10 protein-coding genes and 1 pseudogene are annotated in these 17087 nt (G+C 73.0%); 6 read left to right on the top strand and 5 right to left on the bottom strand.

The window, feature by feature from the left end; translation table 11 throughout:
* Nucleotides 1–170 precede the first annotated feature (170 nt).
* Nucleotides 171–773: a TIGR00730 family Rossman fold protein gene (locus tag MKK68_RS08485; RefSeq protein ID WP_147844644.1), complete on the top strand. Its 603-nt coding sequence runs from the start codon at nucleotides 171–173 to the stop codon at nucleotides 771–773.
* 529 nt (nucleotides 774–1302) lie between these two features.
* The gene (locus MKK68_RS08480; RefSeq protein ID WP_147844643.1) at nucleotides 1303–1737 is read left to right on the top strand and encodes a hypothetical protein; all 435 of its coding nucleotides are present in this window, start codon (nucleotides 1303–1305) and stop codon (nucleotides 1735–1737) included.
* A gap of 125 nt (nucleotides 1738–1862) precedes the next feature.
* Here the strand turns inward: MKK68_RS08480 and MKK68_RS08475 are convergent, their stop codons facing one another.
* The 3 genes from MKK68_RS08475 to cysS all read right to left on the bottom strand — a co-directional run bounded on the left by MKK68_RS08475 (nucleotide 1863) and on the right by cysS (nucleotide 6976).
* On the bottom strand, nucleotides 1863–2999 hold the full coding sequence (locus tag MKK68_RS08475; RefSeq protein WP_244029930.1) for a sensor domain-containing diguanylate cyclase: 1137 nt from the start codon (nucleotides 2997–2999) through the stop codon (nucleotides 1863–1865).
* A 323-nt stretch (nucleotides 3000–3322) separates the two neighbouring features.
* On the bottom strand, nucleotides 3323–5251 hold the full coding sequence (locus tag MKK68_RS08470) for an autotransporter domain-containing protein (RefSeq protein ID WP_244029828.1): 1929 nt from the start codon (nucleotides 5249–5251) through the stop codon (nucleotides 3323–3325).
* A 348-nt stretch (nucleotides 5252–5599) separates the two neighbouring features.
* Nucleotides 5600–6976: a cysteine--tRNA ligase gene (cysS, locus tag MKK68_RS08465; protein ID WP_244029825.1), complete on the bottom strand. Its 1377-nt coding sequence runs from the start codon at nucleotides 6974–6976 to the stop codon at nucleotides 5600–5602.
* Between the two features lie 417 nt (nucleotides 6977–7393).
* Here cysS and MKK68_RS08460 point away from each other — a divergent pair, with 417 nt between their 5' ends.
* Nucleotides 7394–7744: a hypothetical protein gene (locus MKK68_RS08460; protein ID WP_147729418.1), complete on the top strand. Its 351-nt coding sequence runs from the start codon at nucleotides 7394–7396 to the stop codon at nucleotides 7742–7744.
* Between the two features lie 55 nt (nucleotides 7745–7799).
* On the opposite strand, the gene MKK68_RS08455 is transcribed toward MKK68_RS08460, so the two are convergent.
* Nucleotides 7800–8327, bottom strand: a complete 528-nt coding sequence (locus MKK68_RS08455) for a CreA family protein (protein ID WP_244029824.1) — start codon at nucleotides 8325–8327, stop codon at nucleotides 7800–7802.
* Nucleotides 8328–8512: 185 nt separating this feature from the next.
* Between MKK68_RS08455 and MKK68_RS08450 the strand changes: the two genes are divergently transcribed.
* Entirely contained in the window at nucleotides 8513–9574 is a 1062-nt protein-coding gene (locus tag MKK68_RS08450) for a DUF2865 domain-containing protein (RefSeq protein ID WP_409567201.1), read from the top strand.
* Between the two features lie 102 nt (nucleotides 9575–9676).
* Nucleotides 9677–11917, top strand: coding sequence for an OmpA family protein (locus MKK68_RS08445; RefSeq protein ID WP_244029822.1), 2241 nt, complete (start codon nucleotides 9677–9679; stop codon nucleotides 11915–11917).
* A gap of 128 nt (nucleotides 11918–12045) precedes the next feature.
* On the opposite strand, the pseudogene MKK68_RS08440 reads toward MKK68_RS08445, so the two are convergent.
* Nucleotides 12046–14649 (bottom strand): annotated as a pseudogene (locus MKK68_RS08440) (autotransporter domain-containing protein); the annotation flags it as partial.
* 1223 nt (nucleotides 14650–15872) lie between these two features.
* On the opposite strand from MKK68_RS08440, the gene MKK68_RS08435 reads away from it, so the two are divergent.
* The gene (locus MKK68_RS08435; RefSeq protein ID WP_244029820.1) at nucleotides 15873–17081 is read left to right on the top strand and encodes an MFS transporter; all 1209 of its coding nucleotides are present in this window, start codon (nucleotides 15873–15875) and stop codon (nucleotides 17079–17081) included.
* Nucleotides 17082–17087 lie beyond the last annotated feature (6 nt).

Below are 17087 nucleotides of genomic sequence, written 5' to 3'. Positions count from 1 at the left end.
CTGTTCCTCCCATATTACCGTACATGTCCGGGAGACCAAGCCGCAACGCGCGCGCAGCGAACGAATTCCCCGCGCGATCAGCCGTTTGGCACCGATTTCGCCCCTGTTTACGACCTGTCCGCGGCCCGAACGGGACGCACGATACGACGAGCATCGATGAAGGAGGCCGGATGGCGCCGGTGAAGACGGTCTGTGTCTATTGCGGCTCCGGCTTCGGCGGGGACCCGGCGTTCCGCCAGGCGGCCGAGGCGCTCGGCGCCGCGCTCGCCGCGGCCGGGCTCGACCTCGTCTACGGCGGCGGCGACGTCGGCCTGATGGGCACCGTCGCCCGCGCGGTGCTGGCCGGCGGCGGCCACGTCACCGGCATCATCCCGGACTTCCTGAAGTCGCGCGAGCACATGCTCGACGCGATCCAGGAAACGGTCGTGGTCGGCGACATGCACACCCGCAAGCGCATGATGTTCGAGCGCTCCGACGCCTTCGTCGCCCTGCCCGGCGGCATCGGCACCCTCGAGGAGCTGGTCGAGCAGCTAACCTGGGCCCAGCTCGGCCGGCACCGCAAGCCGATCCTCCTGGTCGAGGTGGCCGGCTTCTGGAAGCCGCTGCTGACCCTGTTCGACCACATGCGCGCCCACGGCTTCATCCGCGACGGGCTCGACCTGAACTACGTCGTCGCCGAGGGCGCCGACGCCGTGGTGCCGATGCTGCAGGCCGAGAACCGCCGCCTGGGCGAGGACCCGGCCGCCGAGCGCTTCGTCACCGAGCGGCTCTGAGCGGCGGGGTCCGGCGCGTTCGCCCTCGGATCCTCGCGCCGCCGGGCCGCCGCTCGCGACGGCGAGGGGCGGCCCATGCGAAACGGTTTCCCCCCCCGCCTCCCCTTGCACGGGCGAGAGACCGCGACGCGTGTCCGACGATCCGCTCGTGGCCATTCAGTAAATCTTGCCGTAAATTTTGAATACAGAATAGCATCGCGCGCGGCCGGCGCCGCTCGTTGAACCTATTCGACGCCGTGCTAGACTGACGGGCGAGTCGATCGGGCACGAACCGCAGCGCGAACGGCCGCGAACCGATCAAAAGTCTGTGTTCGCGCCGTTCGGCGGCGCCGCCGACAACAATCGGAAACGTGTTCGTCCCATCACGGCCCAGTTTTTGCAGACCTTAGGTCGGCATCGCCGCGGAGCGCGCCATGGATATCCGGGAGATCGATCGGCACCGACGCCGGCACATGGACGACGAGGCCGCTCGTCTTCGCGGCGGGACGATCGTCGCTTCGGCCGCGTGCGCCCGCCTCGGAGATGCGCGATGACCGCCGCCGGACAGCCGGCCCTCCTCGCCCCGCCGGCCGACGCGTCCGCGCGGCGCCCGGCTTCGGAGCGGTTCGGCCTCGCCTACCGGATCGGCCTGCCGATCGCGCTGTGGGTGCTGTTCGCCAACGGCGCCACCCATTACCGCGACCGCCACATCGTGCCGGCGGCGGGCCTGCGCGAGGCGGTCGAGGCCGAGGTCGCGAGCCGGCTGTGCCCGGGGCTGCGCCTCGACGAGGCGAGCTTCCGGATCCACGCGCAGGCGCACGGGATCAACCATTCCGACCTCTACCAGAAGCGCTCCGCCTGGCTGCGCAAGGACGCCGACGCCCTGGAACGCGAGCTGCGCGCCGACCCGGACACCGGCTGCCGGCACATGCTCGACCTCTACGGCGGCGACGGCACCGCGCCGCACCTGCTGACGCACGGCTGACCCGGCGTCGCGCGCGGCGACGGGATCGTACGCCGCCAGCGCCCCGACGAGCCCCGCCCGACCGTGCCGCCGGCGCCAGCCGACCGCCGCGCAGCGCACCCCCGTGCTCGACGAACCCGCCGGGTTCAGGCCGCTTGGACCTGCGGCGCGTCCTCGGCACCGTGCAGGATGCAGCGTCCCTTGCCCGCGGTCTTGGCGGCGTAGAGGGTCTGGTCGGCGCGCCGCATCAGATCGGCGAGACCGAGCGGGGGTCCCGACGCGGCGGGCCGTTGCCGGGCGACGCCGACGCTGACGCCGATCCCCGCGAACGCGCCTCCGCCGACCTGATAGGGCGCGGTGATCGCCGCGATGATCCGGCCGCCGAGCCGGCGCGCCGCCGCGTCGTCGAGCCCTTCGGCGAGCACGAGGAACTCGTCGCCGCCGAGGCGGCAGGCGGTCGCGTCCGGCCCGATCGCCAGCGCGAGGCGCCGTCCGACCTCGCGCAGCACCGCGTCGCCGGCCGCGTGCCCGAGGCGGTCGTTGACCTGCTTGAACCCGTCGAGGTCGAGGTAGAGCAGCGTCCGGTCCCCGGCCCCGGCCCCGGCCGGGCGCGCGTCGAACGCCTCCTCCAGGCCGCGGCGGTTGAGCAGCTCGGTCAGCGGATCGGTGATCGACCGGCGGTGGCTTTCGCGTTCGCCGAGGATCGCCTGGACGGCCGCCGCCCGGTGATGGCGCAGGATGCTGCGGTTCATCAGGACGAAGGCGACCGTCTGGATCGCGATCAGCGGCAGGAATTGCGGATGCGTCGTCGCGAAGGTGGTCTTGTAGCTGAGGTCGATGAACAGCACCTGCGCCATCGCGTAGCGCGGGGCCGCGAAGTTCCGGCCGACGATCCCGCCGATCGCCGCGAGACCGGAGGCGAGCACGACCATCGACATCGCCATGTCGCCCGAGGGGACGACGCAGGCGATGGTCGCGCCCTGCAGGCCGGCCCAGAGCAGGCCCGTCGCGAAGACCGGGCCGGACGGCGCCTCCACCCGCCGCAGCAGCACGAGGCGCAGCATCAGCAGGAGCAGGTCGAGGAACGCGATGGCGGCGAAGAGCCACCGGTCCAACCACAGGTAGGCGACCCCCGCCACGGCGATGGAGTTGACGGCGCCGACCACGAGGGGCGTCGTCGAGGTGAAGAAGCCGGCGCGCATGCGCGCCTGCACCGCCTCCGGCAGGTCGGGCCCGATCTCGGCGAGCCACCGCAGGACGCGGCCGTGAGGCGCAGGGTACATCGTCAAGGTCGGTCCCGGGTGCCGCGAAGATCGGGCACTGCAACCGTAAGACGTTCCGATGAAGACTCCGTCTTGGAAGTGGGTCGCTTTTGTATCGATCCTGCCATCCCGTAAGATCAGGCGCTCGGCGATAGGCTCGCAACCTTCGATACGGCCGAACAACTGACGATTTCGGGCGCGGTCGGGTGCCACACGCGCTGGGTGCGACACCCGGGAAGCGACGGGCGTCCGGGCGTCGGTCGCCGCGGTTTCGGGTCGCCCTTCCGCCGCGTGCGCCGTGCGATCTCCCCGATCGAGCGCCGGCGCGGAGGGCGCGTCGTGGTTCAGAAGCGGTACCGCAGCCCGACGCTGCCGGTGTGATCGTCGCCGCCCGCGCGGGCGACGCTGGTCGAGCCGGTGACCACCCCGCTGAGCCCGTTGCCGAAATCGAGGTCGAGGCCGCCGGCGATCCGTCCGTAGACGTCGTCGCCGCGGCGCCCGGTCTCGGTGCGGATCAGCAGGCTCGGCGCATAGGTCTGGAACGAGGTCACCGTGCGCACGCCATCGAGGACATCGTGCTGGGCGGTGAGGTTGAGGAAGGGCGAGACGATGCCGCCGAGGAGCGGCGCCACGGTGCGGATCTGGAGGCCGCCGCCGACGGACAACCCGTCGAGATCCTGGCGCCGGACGCCGATCGTGAGCAGCGGGTCGCCGGTCTCGCGATAGGCGCTCACGCCGGCCCGCGCATAGGTGACCTCGCCGACCGGGCCGGCCCTGAAGGTCTCGAAATCGAACAGGTAGCCGGTGCGCGCGGCGACCGTCACCGTGTCGCCCCCCGGCGCGGCCGCGAGCCGGTCGTTGAGCACGCCCGGCCGGTCGAGGGCGAAGCCGTTGCCGCCGTACGTCACGGCCACGTCCGCGAACACCTCCGGGGTGGCGTACGAGGCGAAGACGGCGCCCTGGAAGCTGTCGAGGTCGATCCGGCCGTTGCTCGCGCCGCGGAGGTCGACCCGGGCGTTGAGGTAGTTGAACGCCGCGCCGAGAACGAGGTTGGGCGTCGCCTGGTACAGCAGCCCCGCGGTGACGCCGCCGAAATCGGCATCGTAGGTGTTGCCCAGGCTGCCCGCACCGGCCCGGTTCTGCGCCGTGCGGTCGAGCCCGGCATAGGTGCCGAGCGCGAACACGGAGACCGGGCTGCCGGGCTGGACCGGGATCAGGCCGGGGGCCGGGCGCCGGCCCGGCAGGTCGGCGGCGAAGGCGGCGGGCACCGACAGGGCCATGTTCCGGCGGCGCTCGGCCCCGAGGAAGTCGATCAGCGTCGACGAGAAGGCGAGGCCGGCGGCCTGCCCGAGCTCGCCCTGCGGCCCGATCGTCAGCGGCGCGTTGAGCTGGTTCGCCACGAAGGCGGCGAGGTAGCCGTTGGCGCGCGCGGTGAGATGGATGCCGTCGACCGAGATGTACTGGTTCTCGACGGCTGGGTTGGTGTACCCGATCACGGCGCAGGCCGGGTTGAATGCGCAACTGCCGGTCGCCGCCTGCGGGATGAATCCGTAGGCCGTCGGGTCCGCGCGCAGCCGGTTCAGGAGCCCGTCCGCATCAAAGTAGTGCACGTTGATGCCGCGATCGGAATACGCCTGGAGGTATCCGGGGAGCTGCGCGTTGAAGGAACGCGCCAGGTCGGCGTTGGCGGCGCGGAAGGTCTGCTGGCTGAAGACCAGCAGCTCGCGCGCCCCGAGGCCGACGAGGCGGTCCAGGTTCGCGACGTTGTTGTTCAGGATCGTGGTCACGCCGGCGGCGCGGGCCGCGGCGGTGACGGCCGGGATGGCGGTGATGTCGTTGTAGCCGATCCAGAGCGTGACGAGGTCGCGCGATCCGAACCGGCCGGTGCGGGCGGCGAACTGGTCGATCTGGTCCGGCACGCCCCAGGGAAAGAGGGGCGAGAACTGGGCGTTCGGCTCGAGGTGGACGGCCTGCGACCCGCCGATCGCGTAGTCGTTGCCGGGCACGTAGGGCGCGCCGATGCGGGCCGGGATCTGCTCGAAGTAACCGGGCGCGTTCGACAAGCGCCCGCCCTCGTAGAGCTTCATGCCGAACCGCGCGTCGAACGTTCCAGAGGGGCTGTAGCCGGTCTCCCGCGGGATGCGGCCGTTGTCGGTCAGGCTGTCGCCGAAGGCGTAGGCGCCGGAGTAATACCCGGACTGCGCGTGGCCCAGGCCGGGCGACGACAGCACCATTCCCGACGCGAGCAGCGCCGTCCGCAGGACGCGAGCCATTTCATTCCCCCCATTCGGATGACGGCACGGATTTCCTGCGAACCGCATCCGGAGAAAGAATGTCACGCCCATTTCCCGGTCAAAACCCCTTCCCGGGCATCGAACGGTCAGCACATCAACAGTGTTGCGTCAAAACAACAAATACAACACGGATTTTCTACTTCTAATGATCATATAGCAACCTTCGATCACTATACCGCGCGGTATTCCGGGATCGATCGACGGAACGCCGGTCGCGCGAAGGCTCGCGGATGCGCGCAGGACGAACCGCGCGACATCGGGGGGCACGGGATCGGCGATGCGCGTCGCCCGGAACCGGCCCTGCGACCCATCCAGGCGCACCGGCGCCTAGATCACGCTCCAGGTGGTGCCGTCCTTGCCGTCCTTGACCGCCACACCCATCGCGGCGAGGGCGTCGCGGGCGCGGTCCGAGGCGGCCCAGTCCTTGGCGGCGCGGGCGGCGGCGCGATCGGCGATCAGCGCCTCGATCGCCGCCACGTCGAGGCCCGAGGCCGCGACCGTGGCCGCGTCCCGCTCGGAGCGGGTCTGCCCGAGGAACCCGAGCAGGTTCGCCCCGGCGCGGAGGCGCGCGGGATCGTCGAGGCGGTGGATCTCGGCGAGCGCCGCGGCGGTGTTGAGGTCGTCGAGCAGTGGGTCCAGCACCGCCTCCGGCGCCTCGGCGGCGGGCCTTGCGTCGCCGACGGCGCCGTACCAGCGGTCGAGCATCCGCCGCGCCTCCTCGAGGCCGCGCAGGGTCCAGTCGATCGGCTGGCGGTAGTGCGACTTGAGCATGGCGAGGCGCACCACCTCGCCCGGCCAGTCGTTCAGCACCGCGCGCAGCGTGACGAAGTTGCCGGCCGACTTCGACATCTTCTCCCCCTCCACCTGGAGGAAGCCGTTGTGCAGCCAGGTGTTGGCCATCACCGGCGTGCCGAAGCAGCAGCGGGACTGCGCCACCTCGTTCTCGTGGTGGGGGAAGATCAGGTCGATGCCGCCGGCATGGATGTCGAAGGTCTGCCCGAGATGCCGCGCCGACATCGCCGAGCACTCGATGTGCCAGCCCGGGCGCCCGGGCGCGGCGATGCCCGACGGCGACGGCCAGGACGGCTCGCCGGGCTTCGAGGGCTTCCACAGCACGAAATCGAGGGGCGAGCGCTTGTAGGGCGCGACCTCGACCCGCGCCCCGGCCTCCATCTCGTCGAGCGGGCGCTTCGAGAGCGCGCCGTAATCGGGCATCGCGGGCACGTCGAACAGCACGTGGCCGGCGGCGACGTAGGCGTGGCCGGACGCGACCAGCGCCTCGATCATCGCGACCATCTCGGCGATGTGGTCGGTGGCGCGCGGCTCGATCATCCGCGGGCGCTCGCCGGGCACGTTCACGTCCTCCGGCATCAGCACGCCGAGGTCGCGCAGGTCCGCGTGGAAGGCGGCGAGCGTCCCGTCGGTGAGCGCGCGGATGGTGATGCCGCGCTCGGCGGCGCGGGCGTTGATCTTGTCGTCCACGTCGGTGACGTTGCGGGCGTAGGTGACGTGGGCCGCGCCGTAGACCCGGCGCAGCAGCCGAAACAGCAGGTCGAAGACGATGATCGGGCGCGCGTTGCCGATATGGGCCGCGTCGTAGACCGTCGGGCCGCAGGCATACATCCGGACATGGCTCGGATCGATCGGCGCGAAGGCCTCCTTGGCTCCGGTCAGCGTGTTGTAGAGCCGCAACATCGGCGCCATGAAACGTCCCTCGTCCTTCGCGGCCGCGATCCCGGCGGCGCTGCCCTCGCCGGGCGCCGGACCCGCGAAAACTCTCGTTTGGCGTCAGTGCCCTGGGCGCCGCGCGCCGCCCCCGCGGACGGGGCTCCGCGCGACCCGGCCCGCCGCAATGCCGCCGGCTTCGCGCCGAGCCGTGTTGCGGATCGGCGACGGTCCGGAGGCCCGGATCGGGCTACCCGAAATCCGTCAAGAATTCGAGACCGGCGCGGCGGCGCGCCGGCTCGGGCGGCGCGATCGGGTCCGGGCACGGAAATCCGATCGGCGCCGGAAAGCCTTTGTTTACCCCGCCGTCGGATTTTGACCGTCGAATTCCCGCCCGCGACTTCAACCCGCACGCCAGACCCTGAACCGGGGCATCCCCTGAACAAGGACGTATCCATGCGACGCTCGGCTGCCGGATTCGGTGCACTCGCTGCCGCTGCCCTCCTCGTCACGATCGCCCACGGCGCGATGGCCGCCGGCGACGGCGAGACCCCGGCCGGCAAGGGCGCGCCCCATGTCGAGAAGACCTTCCTGATCCCGTCGAGCGACGGCTACGGCGTCGGCGAGTGCCTGACCAGCCCCGGCAGCGAGTGCGGTCAGGTCGTCGCCAACGCCTGGTGCGAGGCGCAGGGCTACGCCACCGCCAACGCCTACGGGATCGCGGCCGCCGAGGAATACACCGGCGCCGTCGACCTTCCCGTCACCAAGCCGGCCGACCGCCCGATCCGCATCACCTGCCAGGATTGAGGGGGTCCCCGAAGCGTGCCCCCTCCCCCGCAGAGGGGGGAGGGACGCGTGCGCGTCACCCCTTCAGGAACGCGCCGCATTTCAGCGGCGGCTCGGTGCCCCAGGGCATCAGCGGCACGCTCGAGGTCGAGTTCTTGGGCGAACCCTGGATCACCTTGTCGGAATAGACCATGTAGATCAGCGTGTTGCGCTTGGCGTCGCAGCCTCGCACGATCTGCATCGACTTGAAGATCAGCGAGCGGCGCTCGCTGAACACCACCTCGCCCTGGCCGAACTTGCCGGTGAACTGCACCGGCCCGACCTGGCGGCAGGCGAGCGAGATGTCGGAGACGTCCTCGGCCAGCCCGAGCGTGCCCTTGATGCCGCCCTTCTCCGGCTGGGTGTACCAGCACGCGACGCCGCTCACGAGCGGGTCGTCGACGCCGTAGACCACGAGCTTGTCGTTGGGCGTGAGCGGGCGCCAGACCGTCGACTTGTCGAAGATCCGGTCGGGTTCCTGCGCCGCGGCGGCGCCGGTGAGGCCCGCCAGCGCGGACAGGAACAGCACGGCCCGCGCGCCGCGTGTGAGACCCCGAAGCAACATCGTCCGCCATTCCCCCGCTTGTGTCACCGCGGGCATGTAGGAGGGGTGTCGCCGATGCGCGAGGGCGTTTAAAAAAGTTAAGCCCGCCGGTGCTTCGCTCGCCGGCGCCACTCTCCACGACGCGGCGGACCGCACAGCTCCCCTTCCGCCCTGCGCCGAACCCCCGATCGTTCGCCATGCCGTCGATGCGCCACACCTTTCGCCCGCTCCGCCGCCCGCTCGCGATCCTCGCGCTGTGGCTCGGCGCGGTCGCGGCCGGGCAGGCCCAGGCGCCGTCCCCCGAGCCGAGCCAGTCCCCGCTTCCGACCCAGGCAAGCGTTCCGAGCCAGAGCCACCTGCCGAGCGCGGCCTGCCTGCGCTACCGGTCCGAGCTGGCGAGCCTCGGCAACGGCGCCAGCATGGTGCGCGCGCTCCAGAGCGAGATCGGCCGGCTCGAGGCCTATCACCGCTCCCTGAGCTGCGAGGGCGGCACCTTCCTGTTCTTCGACACGCGGCCCCCGCAATGCGGCGCGGTCGAGCAGCGCATCCGCGCGCTCAACGCCACCTACGGCGGCGCGGCGATCGACGACAGCGGTGCCCGCCGCCGCCAGCTGCAGGGCCTGATCGCCGCCTCCTGCGCCGATACGGCGCGCGTCGACCCCGCCACCGGCGAAGCCTATGCCCGCGGCGGCGCGCAGGTGATCTGCGTGCGCACCTGCGACGGCGCCTACTTCCCGATGCGCAACCTGCCCGAGGGCCGCAACGGCGCCGACGAGATGTGCCAGGCGCTCTGCCCCGGCACCGAGGCCGTGGCCTACTCGATGCCCTACGGCGACGAGGCGCTGAAGTCGGCCGCGACGGTGAAGGGCGGCAAGGCCTACGTCTCGCTCGCCAACGCGTTCAAGTTCCGCAAGACCTTCGTGCCGAACTGCTCGTGCAAGCCCGCCAACAGGACTTGGGCGCAGTCGCTGGTGAAGGCCGAGAGCATGCTGGTGCGGCACAAGGGCGACATCTTCGTCACGCCGATGCAGGCGGAGGCGCTGTCGCGCCCGGCCCCGAAGGTCCGCCTCACCCTGGTCGGCCGCGCCGACAAGACCGCCGCGGTGCTGGCCGCCGACGCCGCCGAGCGCTCGGGCCTGCCCGTCGAGATGGCGCCGAAGCCCGCGCCGGACCTCTCGACCGAGCCGTCGACGACCGGCACCGCCGAGCGCACGGTGCGCATCATCGCCCTCGATCGGCTCGTGCCGGCGAAGGCGCCCGCCCCCTGAGCGGCGGCGCCCGAACGCGGGAAACCGGAACCGGAATTTCGGAACCATCCGGCGCCTGAGGGGTTCGGTTCGGCCTTTTACACGATCCTCGAGGCCGACCGAATGCGGACACTCCGCCTGCTCCTCCTGACCGGCACGATGCTGCCCGGGCTCGTCCTCGCCGCACCGGCCTTCGCCCGGCAGGACGGCGCCTCCGGCACGATCCTCCTGGCGCAGGGCGGCCCCGACGAGCGCGGGCCGCGCGGCGGCGAAGGTCCCGGCGGGCGGGGTGGCGAGGGACCCGGCGGGCGCGGCGGAGAAGGCCGCGGCGGCGGGCGCGAAGGCCCGGCCGGCGGTCCGCCCGGCGGACGCGAGCGGCCGGAGCCGCGCCCCGAGCGGGCGCCGCCGCAGGAGCGTCCGCAGCCGCGTCCCGAGCGCGCCCCGCCGGCCGAGCGTCCGGCCCCGCAGGAGCGCGCCGCCCCGCCGGCGGCCCGCGAGCGCCCGGAGCCGCGCGAGGACCGTGCGCCGGCGCCCCGTCCCCAGGAACGGCCGCAGCCGGCCGAGCGCCCGGCGCCGCCCGCCGCCCGCGAGCGCCCCGAGCCGCGCGAGGATCGTGCGCCCGCCGCCCGTCCGCAGGAACGCCCGCAGCCGGCCGAGCGCCCTGCGCCGCCCCCAGCTCCCCCGGCCGCCCGCGAGCGCGACCCCGAGCGCGCCGCCCCGCCCGCGCGCCGCGACGCGCCGGACGCGGTCACCCGGCCCCCGGCTGCCGAGGCTCCGCCTGCGCGGACGCCGCCGCAGGCGCCCCCGCCCGCGCGGACCGGTGCCGAGCCGAACCGGCCCCCGACGCCGCCCGGCGCGCCGACGCCGCCGAATGCCGGCGAGCGCCCCGCGCCGAACGCGGCGCCCGGCATTCCCGGCCGGCCGGTGCAGCCGCCCGGCGCACGCCCGGGCGAAGGCGGCCCGCAGGATCGCGCCACCCCGCCCGGCACGCCGCCCGCGACGGTGCCGGGCGCGCCGCCGGCGCAGCCCGGGGCGGTGGCGCCGAACGCGCGCCCCGGCGTTCCGGGCCGTCCGGTCCAGCGTCCCGATGCCGTCGAGCCCCCCGGCGCCGCCGGCGGGCCGGGCCGCCCCGGCGGCCCGAATGGCAATCCCAATGCCGCCCCGCCCAATGCCGCCCCGCCCAATGCCGCCCCGAACGCCGGCCCCGGCGTGCCCGGACGGCCGGTCCCGCCGCAGGGCGCCGGCCCGTTCGGCCCGGGCCAGGGCAATCCCGGCCAGCCGGGGCTGCGCGGTTCCGACACGCAGCCGGGCGCCCAGCCCGGGCAGCCGGGCTACGATCCGCGCGGCGTGCCGACGGGCCGCGTCGGCGACCGCGACCGCGACGGCTTCAACCGTCCCGGCCGTCCCGGCTACATCCCCGGCGGCTTCAGCACCGACGACGAGGACGTGCGCGACTACGACCGCGTGCGTCGCGACCGCCGCGAGTTCAACGAGGACGGGCGGACCTACATTCGCGAGCCCGGCCGGATCATCGTGCGCGATCAGAACAACTACTTCATCCGCCACGACGAGAACGAGCGCTTCCGCGACATCGGCGGCGGCGGCTACCGCAGCGAGCGGCGCGGGCCGGACACCTACACCTATCTCGACCGTCCCGGCGGCGAGCAGATCGTAACGGTGGTGGACGACGACGGCCGGATGCTGCGCCGCTACCGCCGCTTCCGCGACGGCCGCGAGGTCGTGCTGATCGACAACAGCTACGGCGACGCCCCGCGCCCGATCTACGAGGACGTGGTCGACCTGCCGCCGCCCGACATCCGCATCCCGCGCGAGCGCTACGTGGTGGATTACGGCGCGGCCGACGAGCGCGCGGTCTACGAGGCCCTGTCGGCCCCGCCGGTGGTGGCGGTCGACCGGCGCTACACGCTGGACCAGGTCCGCTACAGCCCGCAGCTGCGTGCCCGGATGCGCAGCGTCGACATCGACACGATCACCTTCGACACCGCCTCGTTCACGGTCACGCCCGACCAGGCCGCCCGGCTCTCGACGATCGCGGCGGCGATCAACCAGGCGATCCGCGCCAACCCGCAGGAGGTGTTCCTGATCGAGGGCTACACCGACGCGGTCGGCGCCGACGTCGACAACCTGTCGCTGTCGGATCGGCGGGCGCAGTCGGTCGCGACGGTGCTGACCCAGAACTTCCAGGTGCCGCCCGAGAACCTGACCACGCAGGGCTACGGCGAGCAGTACCTGAAGGTGAACACGCAGAACGCCTCGCGCGAGAACCGCCGGGTCACGGTCCGCCGCATCACCCCGCTGCTGCAGCAGAGCGGGGCGCCCCCGGCGGCTCCCCCGCCGCGATAGGATGGGTGTGATGCCGGCCCCCGCCTCGGGCCGGCATCCGTCGACAGGCCGGATGAGAACCGGCAGGTGAGGTTGCCCTTTACCGCGTGGTCCTGCGCCCGCGCGCCGGTCTGGCCGGTATAGGCCGCGCCGAAGGTCACGCCGGACGCCAGGCGCAGGTCGAGGCCGACCTCCGCCACCACCGCGTCCCGATCGATCGGGACGCCCGCCGAGAGGAAGCTCGGGCCCGCACCGAAGGCGAGCAGCGCTTTCGGCACCACGTCGCCGTACGCCCGGCGGTAGCCGAGGAGCGCGTGCGCCGAGAGCGGCAGGCCGAGGCCGAGGTCGAACGCCGTCTGCCCGCGCAGGCCCGCCGTCAGGGCGGCGAAATCGTAGTCGCGGGCGGACCCGGTCAGGGCGGCGACGCCGCCGGTCTCCGCGAAGCGGTCGCGGTGGATGCCGACATAGGCGCCACCGACGAAGGGCTCGACGTAGGTCGGGGCCGATCGCACCGGCACGCCCAGTTCCGCGTCCACCGGCACGGCCGGCGCGGGCGCTCCGGCGAGGAACCGGTAGCCGATCTCGCCGAAGCCCTGCATCGTGCTGCCGCCGTAGCGGCCGGACGGCGTGTCGGACACGCCCGGAACGACGACCGTGCGGCGGGTGTGCAGGGATTCGTCGGCGTAGACCGCGCCGAGCCGCACCGAGACCGGGCCGAGCTCGTAGCCGCCGTAGACGCCGCCGAAGCCGCCGGTGACGCCGGCCGATTCGCGGCGGCCGGCGGTGTCGAGGGCGCTCTCGGCGTAGCCGCCGACGAGCCCGAGCCTGAAGCCGCTCGGCAGGCGCAGGTCGAGGCCGGCGGCGAAGCCCGCCAGCGTCCGGTCGAGGCCGAAGGCGTTGCCGCCGCGGGCGCCACCGAAGGCGCCGAAGCCCTGGCCCCAGACGCCGACCACGGTCGGGTCGAGGATCCGCATCGGCACGGAGGCGACCGGCGGCCGGCTTTCCGGCAGGTCGGCGGAATAGCGCGCCGGCAGGTCGCCGAAGCTCGGCCCGTCCGCCGAACCGGGGGTGACGCCCCAGCGCAGCCGGTCGAGGATCGCCTCGCGGACGAAGAACGCGGTTTGGTAGGACCCGGACACCGCCGAGGCGTGGACGTCGCCGGCAAGCGCCCGGAACGCTCCCTGCGCCTCCGGCGTCGTCAGCCCGACGGTCGCGGCGTAGGCGCCGGCGCCCGGCCCGCCCGCCTGGATCGCGTCGGCGACCGCCGCCGCGTTGCGGGTCGTGGCGATGGCGGAGAACGCCACGTCGTTGCGGGTCAGGTTCAGATCGACCGCGGTCGGCTCGTAGCGGAGCGTCGGCGTCAGGAAGGCGAAGTTCGACGTCGCGCCGGAAAACCGCCCCGACACGCCCCCGGCCGCATCGAGGATCGCGTAGCGGGTGCGCGGGCCGTAGCTGCCGGCTTGGGCCAGCACCTGCACCGTTCCGCCCGCGAGCGTGGCGGTGCCGGCCACCGCAAGGCGGTCGGACCGGCCGGCGGCGTCGGCCTCGACCTGATAGGCCGAGCCCGCCGCGAAGGCGGCGCTGCCCGCGACCGTCAGGGTGCCGATCGAATGGCCCGGCGCCACCGTACCGCCCGGCAGGACGGCGAGCCCCCCCACCGTGCCCGAGCCGCCGAGCCGGCCGCCCGCGACGGTGACCGTCGAGACGAGCGAGCCGTCCACGGTCAGGGTGCCGCCGTTGACGAGGGTCGGGCCGGCATAGGTGTCGGTGCCGCCCAGCCGCAGGGCGCCGCTGCCGTTCTTGATCAGGCCGCCGGGGCCGGAGATGTCGTTGTTCCAGCTGTCGCTCGCGCCGTAGCCGCCCTGCGACGCGTCCATGGTCACGGAGACGGTGCTGGCGAAGGTCCCGTAGCCGTCGTTGGCGGCGTAGAGGTTGATCCGTCCCCAGCCGCCGTAGGTGTTCCCGTCGAGAAGCGGATACCCCGAGGGCAGGCCGGTGCTCGCCAGCACGTCCGTCCGCTGGGCGTCGGTCAGGTAGGGGAAGCGGGTGAGGAGCAGGACCTGCGCCTGGACCGGGACCTCCGCGGCGGTCATCGCGGCCTGCGGGCCCGTCGGCTGGAAGCCGTAGGTCATCCGCGCGCGGTAGTTCGCCCTGTTCTGCGCGGCGTCGCCGAAGGGGTCGGCGGCGCTCGACGCAGCCGCCACGCAGGCGCCGACGCTCGCGGCCCCGCAGGAGGCCGCGAGGTAGGATTGGGTCTGCCGGTAGGCTTCGTAGACCGCGTAGGCCGCGGCGTTGGCGGGGTTGGTCCAATCGAGCCGGTTGCCGCTCGCGTCGTAGAGCGCGGCGTAGATGTTCGTGGCGGCGATCGCGGTGGCCTCCATGCGGCCGCCCATCACGTCGAGGGGCGAGTGCATGCCGGCGAGGATGCGGTCGTTGCCGAGGTCGGCGGCGCGGGCGAGCAGTTCCTGGAACTGCTGCGGCACCAGGAAGCCGACGCCGAGCGCCTGGAGCGTGCCGGAATTGGTATGGCCGCTCGGAAAGGCGCCGTCCGCGTAGGGGTTGGTGCCGTTGATGACCGGCTGGAGCAGGGCGGGCACGCTGACGGAGGTCGAGACGCGGTAGGGCCGCGGCGCGGTGCCGACGCCCGGCAGGTAGTCGCCGACGCCGAAGGTGGCCGGGGTGAAGGTGCCCGCCGCATCGAAGCTGCCGACGTTCGGCGCGGTGAGCGGCCTTCCGCCGTTGGCGTCGATCATCGCCCGGGTCACGGTGAAGCCGCGGACCCAGGCCGCCGTGGTGCCGTAGACAGCTGGGACGGGGAAGCTCGACAGGTAGGCCGGGACGACGAGGCTCGCGGTGTCGGACGCCCTCAGCGCGGTCCGGTTCGTGATCGCGTTGTAGTTGCCGTAGCGGGGGTCCAGCGGGTCGACGGCCGGCGTCGCGCCCTGGTAGCGCTCGAAGATCCGCTTGGCCGGCTCGGTCGAGCCGTTCGCCCGGACCACGTTGTTGATGAAGCTCACCGCCGCGGCGAGCGGCGTCGCCGTTCCGTTGCCGAAGGTGGTCGTCCCGGCGCTGGCACCGGTGCCCAGGCCGATGTCGGCCGCGTATTCGGACAGCGTCGGCGCGGCGTAGATGGTGGGCGTCAGACGCGTGGGCGTCGTCCCGCCGAATGAGGCGCCGGCGCCCGTGAGATACAGGCCGGTCAGCGGCCCGAGGCCGTTGAGCACGCTGTAGGGCTGCGCGGTCCGGTCGTCGCGCACCGCCGCAAGCGTCTGGTCGGCGGTGCGCGCCTGCGTCATCGATACGACGGTCTGGTAGTTCTGCGTCAGCACCGCGGGGTCGCCCGTCAGGAGCCGCCCGTAGCTGTCGAACAGGCGGTTGAGGACGGTGCCCGGGCTCACGGACGTGCTGTTGGGAAAGCCCGGCGCCGGCCCTGCCGGAAGCGCCTGCGCGTCCGCACGGGCCGGCAGGAGGACGGTCGCGCCGAGGAGGGCGGCCTTGAGCGGAACGCGCATGGAGGGTCCATTCAAGCGGCGGGGGTCGAAACGGATGACCGGGCGATCGCGCGCCCTGGGCCGCCGGCCCAGTAGAACGCGCGTTCCAGTTGTATCGATGACGTATTCTGCACCCGAGCCGTCAGGTTTCGCCGGGTGATGCCGATGCGGGTGCCGGTGCGACGCCCGTTTCGTCGCTCTGTGCTTGCGGTCACGCTTATCCAGCGGCCGTGTACGTCTTGTGACGGCCCTTCCGTCCGAACGCGAATACCCGGCCTCCGGGTTCGCCGCGGGCGATCGTCTTAGCCGATACGCTGGTCGCGCGGCCGGTGCCGGTGCCGCCGCGGCGGGCTCCGGGATCCGTGCGTCGGCCGGGCGGCCGTGGAAAGCGTCGGAATCGAACCGCCCTGCGCCTCCGGCTGTTGACGCCGGCCCGGGAGGCGGCCCAACACCGACGCCGCCACCGGAGCCGGAACCAGGAACGCATGAGCGACGGCGTCGAGCTGATCCGATCGGGCACGCCGGTCTTCCGCCGCACGGCGCTGGCGCTGGCGGCGGCCGGGTTCTCCACCTTCGCGGTGCTCTACGGCGTGCAGCCGCTGCTGCCGGTCTATGCCGACGATTTCGGCGTGTCGCCGGCCGAGAGCAGCCTCGCCCTGTCGCTGCCCTGCGGGGTGCTGGCGGTGGCGCTGCTCTTCGTCAGCCCGATCTCCGAGGTGCTCGGCCGCAAGCCGGTGATGCTGGCCTCGCTCTTCGCCTCCGCCCTCCTCACGATCGTCGCCGCGCTGGTGCCGAGCTGGCACGGGTTCCTGGTGCTGCGCGCGCTGACCGGCCTCGCCGCGAGCGGGTTGCCGGCGGTGGCGATGGCCTATCTCGGCGAGGAGATGGACGGGCGCTCGATCGGCCTGTCGATGGGCCTGCTCGTCGGCGGCAACGCGGTCGGCGGGATGTGCGGGCGGCTGATCGCCGGCATCATCGCCGACCACGCCTCGTGGCGGCTCGGGATCGGCACCATCGGCGTTCTGGCGCTGGTCGCGGCCTTCGCGTTCTGGTGGGCGCTGCCGCCATCGCGCAGCTTCGTCGCCCACCCGATGCGCTGGCGCGAGGTGCCCGGCACCTTCGGCCAGCACTTCCGCGATCCCGGCCTGCCGTGGCTGTTCGCGGAAGCCTTCCTGCTGATGGGCGGCTTCGTATGCGTCTACAACTACATCGGCTTCCGCCTGCTCGACCCGCCGTTCTCGCTGAGCCAGACCGCGATCGGCGCGATCTTCGTCGTCTACCTGTTCGGCACGATGAGCTCGACGCTCACCGGCGAGGTCGCGAGCCGGCTCGGGCGGCGCAAGGTGCTGTGGCTGGCGATCACCGTGGCGATCGCCGGCACCCTGATGACCCTGTCGCAGAGCCTGTGGCTCGTCGTGCTCGGCATCGTCGTCGTCACCATCGGCTTCTTCGGCGCCCATTCGGTGGCGAGCAGCTGGATCGGCCGCCGCGCCCTGCGCGATCGCGCCCAAGCCTCGGCGGTGTACCTGTCGCTGTACTACCTCGGCTCGTCGGTGCTCGGCACGATGGGCGGCTGGTTCTTCGCCCATTCCGGCTGGACCGGCGTGGTGGCGTTCGTCGGCCTGCTCTACGGGCTGGCGCTCGCCGTCGCGCTCCGGCTCTCGCGCCTCGCGCCGCTGGTGCCGGCGCCCTGAGGAAGG

The sequence above is a fragment of the Methylobacterium sp. E-016 genome (assembly GCF_022829745.1).
Lineage (GTDB): Bacteria > Pseudomonadota > Alphaproteobacteria > Rhizobiales > Beijerinckiaceae > Methylobacterium.
Note: the sequence above shows the minus strand (reverse complement) of the source record. Positions and strands in the feature narration are given on the sequence as shown.

What these genes read in the sequence shown, in the direction of transcription:
- MKK68_RS08455 (WP_244029824.1), bottom strand. Translation starts at nt 8,327, where the DNA reads ATGTTGCTTCGGGGTCTCACACGCGGCGCGCGGGCCGTGCTGTTCCTG.
- MKK68_RS08480 (WP_147844643.1), top strand. Translation starts at nt 1,303, where the DNA reads ATGACCGCCGCCGGACAGCCGGCCCTCCTCGCCCCGCCGGCCGACGCG.
- MKK68_RS08460 (WP_147729418.1), top strand. Translation starts at nt 7,394, where the DNA reads ATGCGACGCTCGGCTGCCGGATTCGGTGCACTCGCTGCCGCTGCCCTC.
- MKK68_RS08450 (WP_409567201.1), top strand. Translation starts at nt 8,513, where the DNA reads ATGCGCCACACCTTTCGCCCGCTCCGCCGCCCGCTCGCGATCCTCGCG.
- MKK68_RS08445 (WP_244029822.1), top strand. Translation starts at nt 9,677, where the DNA reads ATGCGGACACTCCGCCTGCTCCTCCTGACCGGCACGATGCTGCCCGGG.
- MKK68_RS08485 (WP_147844644.1), top strand. Translation starts at nt 171, where the DNA reads ATGGCGCCGGTGAAGACGGTCTGTGTCTATTGCGGCTCCGGCTTCGGC.
- cysS (WP_244029825.1), bottom strand. Translation starts at nt 6,976, where the DNA reads ATGGCGCCGATGTTGCGGCTCTACAACACGCTGACCGGAGCCAAGGAG.
- MKK68_RS08470 (WP_244029828.1), bottom strand. Translation starts at nt 5,251, where the DNA reads ATGGCTCGCGTCCTGCGGACGGCGCTGCTCGCGTCGGGAATGGTGCTG.
- MKK68_RS08475 (WP_244029930.1), bottom strand. Translation starts at nt 2,999, where the DNA reads ATGTACCCTGCGCCTCACGGCCGCGTCCTGCGGTGGCTCGCCGAGATC.
- MKK68_RS08435 (WP_244029820.1), top strand. Translation starts at nt 15,873, where the DNA reads ATGAGCGACGGCGTCGAGCTGATCCGATCGGGCACGCCGGTCTTCCGC.